This window comes from Citrobacter sp. S55_ASV_140 (genome assembly GCF_018919505.1).
Taxonomy (GTDB): domain Bacteria; phylum Pseudomonadota; class Gammaproteobacteria; order Enterobacterales; family Enterobacteriaceae; genus Citrobacter; species Citrobacter werkmanii.
The window spans coordinates 1-3868 of the sequence record NZ_JAHLQZ010000285.1 but is presented as its reverse complement, the minus strand read 5'-3'; the positions used below and the strand labels follow the sequence as shown (position 1 = coordinate 3868).

Genomic DNA, 3868 nt, shown 5'->3' with positions numbered 1-3868 from the left:
GGTCAGCACCGTATCAAAGTTGGTCTGCTCGCATTTGTATTCCACGTCCTCCATCACCATTGGATCGGTCGGCTCACGATCCTGCTTGGTCGTATCCGTGGTCCCGGCAACAGTGCTGCCCACGCCCAGCCCCAGCAACTGACCTGACTGCTCATCTACGGGGGAAATGTTTATGAGCGTCAGGAATGCGGCGGACTGCTGGATCTCATCTTCCAGCGTTTGTTGCACGGACGGCTCCACGGTGAACTTGCTGGACAGTTCCTCAACTTCCACACCGTTCAGGCGCGCCAGCTGCTGCAGGTAAGCGTTAAAGGCAAATTTGGTATTCTTTTTCATCGGGTTTTATGCTCCATCAGCAATTGGTCAGGGTGCCTGCCGGTGCGTCACCGCCCGGCGCGCGCTGGCGGTAATCCCTTCGGCTGTCTTCGCGGCTCAGCTGCTGCTGTAACTCGGCAAAGGCGGTCTGCTGTTCCTGCAGGGAGGACTCCAGCTCAGAAAGGCGCTGGTCCTGTTCGGACAGGGATTTGACAGTGCGCTCGCTCAGGATCTGTTGCTCAGTAGCGACCAGCTCCACGGCTTTATGCACATCAGAGAATCGCGCATCGTCGGTCTGCTCTTTTTTGGTGAACAGTGCGGTGACGCGGGCAAAGAGGGACGGCTTTTCGTCCTGGGCTTCTTCCAGTTCGATCTGCGTTTCTTCGGCAGCGGTAAACAGGTTTTCAGGGTTCTGCTTACGGTTTGCCAGCGGGTTATGTGCGGCGCTGGCACTGAAAGCCAGCATTTCGGTGCCGAGACTCGCCGGATCGTCTGTTGCCGCCAGCCCCACAAGATAGGCCTTGCCGGTGTCGGCAAACTTCGGGCTGACCTCCATGGAGGTAAACAGCTTCTGGCCTTTTTTCACCAGTGCCACCAGGGAGTCCGTCGGTTCAACATCGGCGTAAAGTGCCATCTTGCCCGCCAGCGGACCGTCCTGGATTTCCTCTGCAACCAGCGCAGTCACTTTGCCGTAACGATTGAAGGCACTGTCCGGGGAATAAGACTTGATGTGCTCAAGGTTAATTAGCGCGGTATAGACCGTCGGGTTGTAGCTGGCAGCCATCTGTACCAGCCATTCACGCTGGATTTCGCGCCCGTCAGTGGTGGCACCTTCCACCCCGATACGGAAACGCTTTGCTTTCACTGTCATGAGCCGTGCTCCGTTAGAAATAACTTACTGGAGCCTTATGTTTGCGGTGATGGGGGGAGTGAGACAACGCGCTGTATTTGTACGGTAAACCACACAAACCGCAGCCGGGGAAAGCCGCCATCCAAGGCCGTATGTTTGGGCTATGAACACAACACTGCCCCCCGCAGACCTCGATCCCCGTCGGCAGGCCATGCTGCTGTACTTTCAGGGATACCGCGTAGCCCGCATTGCTGAAATGCTGGGCGAAAAAGTTGCAACCGTTCACAGCTGGAAAAAACGCGACAAGTGGGGCGACTATGGGCCGCTGGATCAGATGCAGCTCACCACCGCCGCACGTTACTGCCAGCTCATCATGAAGGAGCAGAAAGAAGGGAAAGACTTCAAGGAAATTGACCTGTTGGCGCGCCAGTCAGAGCGCCACGCCCGGATCGGCAAATTTAACGACGGCGGGAACGAAGCAGATTTAAACCCGAAAGTAGCCAACCGTAACAAAGGTCCGCGCAGGCAGCCGGAAAAGAACGTTTTCACCGACGAACAGATCGAAAAGCTGGAAGAAGTCTTCCACGCCTCTATGTTCGACTATCAGCGTCACTGGTTTGAAGCAGGGAAAACAAACCGCATCCGCAATCTGCTCAAGTCACGCCAGATTGGTGCCACGTTTTATTTTGCCCGTGAAGCATTGATTGACGCTCTGCTGACCGGACGCAACCAGATTTTCCTCTCTGCCAGTAAGGCTCAGGCGCACGTCTTTAAGCAGTACATCATCGACTTTGCCAAAGAAGTTGAGGTGGAGCTGAAAGGCGATCCCATGGTGTTGCCCAATGGTGCAGCCTTATACTTTCTCGGCACCAACGCCCGAACGGCGCAGAGCTACCACGGCAACCTGTATCTGGATGAATATTTCTGGATACCGAAATTCCAGGAGCTGCGCAAGGTTGCTTCCGGTATGGCCATTCACAAAAAATGGCGACAAACCTACTTTTCCACGCCGTCCAGCCTGACCCACAGCGCGTATCCGTTCTGGTCCGGTGCTCTGTTTAACCGGGGCCGTGCCAAAGCGGACAAGGTGGATATTGACCTGACCCACAGCAACCTTGCGCGCGGCCTGCTCTGCCCTGACGGGCAGTACCGCCAGATCGTCACCGTGGAGGATGCGGTGCGCGGCGGCTGTAACCTGTTCGACCTCGACCAGCTGCGCATGGAGTACAGCCCGGACGAATACCAGAACCTGCTGATGTGCGAATTTATTGACGATCTGGCGTCTGTATTCCCTCTCAGCGAACTGCAGGCGTGCATGGTGGACAGCTGGGAAGTCTGGACCGATTTTCAGGCTCTGGCGCTGCGCCCGTTTGGCTGGCGCGAAGTCTGGATCGGATACGACCCGGCGAAAGGTACGCAGAACGGTGACAGCGCAGGCTGCGTGGTTATGGCACCACCCACTGTACCGGGCGGAAAGTTCCGCATTCTGGAGCGTCACCAGTGGCGCGGGATGGACTTCCGCGCCCAGGCGGACGCCATCAAACAGCTGACGCAGCAGTACAACGTGACCTATATCGGCATCGACTCTACCGGCGTTGGTCACGGTGTTTACCTGAACGTAAAAGACTTTTTCCCAGCAGTACGGGAGTTTGTCTACAACCCTAACGTCAAAAACGCCCTGGTGCTCAAGGCATACGACATTATCAGCCACCGCCGTCTGGAGTTTGACGCCGGACACACTGACATTGCGCAGTCCTTTATGGCTATCCGCCGGGCCACCACCGCCAGCGGAAACCGCCCAACCTATGAAGCCAGCCGCAGCGAAGAAGCCAGCCACGCAGATCTGGCCTGGGCAACAATGCACGCACTGTTTAACGAACCGCTGCAGGGCGAATCCGCCAATACCAGTAATATCGTGGAGATTTTTTGATGAGTGAACCCGAAGCCTTAACCAGCTCAATGCCAACAGAAGCTACAGCGCCTAAAAACGCAGGCGTCACTGCCGAGGCTTTCAGCTTTGGCGATCCTATCCCGGTGCTGGACCGCCGAGAGCTGCTGGACTATGTGGAATGCGTACAGATGGACAGATGGTATGAGCCGCCGGTCAGTTTTGATGGACTGGCTCGCACCTACCGTGCCGCCGTGCACCACAGCTCACCCATTGCGGTGAAGCGCAACATTCTGACCAGCACCTTTATCCCGCATCCATTGCTGAGCCAGCAAGCGTTCAGCAGGTTTGTACAGGACTATCTGGTATTCGGAAACGCTTATCTGGAGAAACGAACGAACCGGCTCGGCGGTATTCTGTCGCTGGAGCCGTCGCTGGCGAAATACACCCGCCGGGGTGTGGATCTGGATACCTACTGGTTTGTGCAATACGGTATAACAACCCAGCCTTATCAGTTCACTGAGGGCAGCATTTTTCATCTGATGGAACCGGATATTAACCAGGAGATCTATGGACTACCGGGTTATCTTTCTGCCATTCCATCAGCCCTGCTCAACGAGTCCGCCACGCTGTTCCGCCGGAAGTATTACATCAACGGCAGCCATGCGGGTTTCATCATGTACATGACAGACGCAGCACAGAATCAGGAGGACGTGAACAATATCCGCCAGGCCATAAAAAGCGCCAAAGGTCCGGGCAACTTCCGCAATCTGTTTATGTATTCGCCCAATGGAAAAAAGGACGGCATCCAGATC

4 protein-coding genes are annotated in these 3868 nt (G+C 55.9%); 2 read left to right on the top strand and 2 right to left on the bottom strand.

Going from position 1 to position 3868, the window contains the following annotated elements:
• On the bottom strand, positions 1 to 336 hold a 336-nt coding region (locus KQJ18_RS22485; RefSeq protein WP_216422793.1), incomplete at its 3' end, for a P2 family phage major capsid protein.
• Between the two features lie 16 nt (positions 337 to 352).
• Complete coding sequence (locus KQJ18_RS22480) at positions 353 to 1186, bottom strand: GPO family capsid scaffolding protein (RefSeq protein ID WP_216422792.1); 834 nt, start codon at positions 1184 to 1186, stop codon at positions 353 to 355.
• Positions 1187 to 1328: 142 nt separating this feature from the next.
• Between KQJ18_RS22480 and KQJ18_RS22475 the strand changes: the two genes are divergently transcribed.
• Together KQJ18_RS22475 and KQJ18_RS22470 are read left to right on the top strand one after the other, a co-directional pair.
• Positions 1329 to 3095, top strand: a complete 1767-nt coding sequence (locus KQJ18_RS22475; RefSeq protein WP_216422791.1) for a terminase ATPase subunit family protein — start codon at positions 1329 to 1331, stop codon at positions 3093 to 3095.
• On the top strand, positions 3095 to 3868 hold a 774-nt coding region (locus KQJ18_RS22470), incomplete at its 3' end, for a phage portal protein (RefSeq protein WP_216422790.1). The genes KQJ18_RS22475 and KQJ18_RS22470, both read left to right, overlap by 1 nt.

Coding starts and splice junctions, on each gene's coding strand:
- KQJ18_RS22480 (WP_216422792.1), bottom strand. CDS start 1,186: ATGACAGTGAAAGCAAAGCGTTTCCGTATCGGGGTGGAAGGTGCCACC.
- KQJ18_RS22475 (WP_216422791.1), top strand. CDS start 1,329: ATGAACACAACACTGCCCCCCGCAGACCTCGATCCCCGTCGGCAGGCC.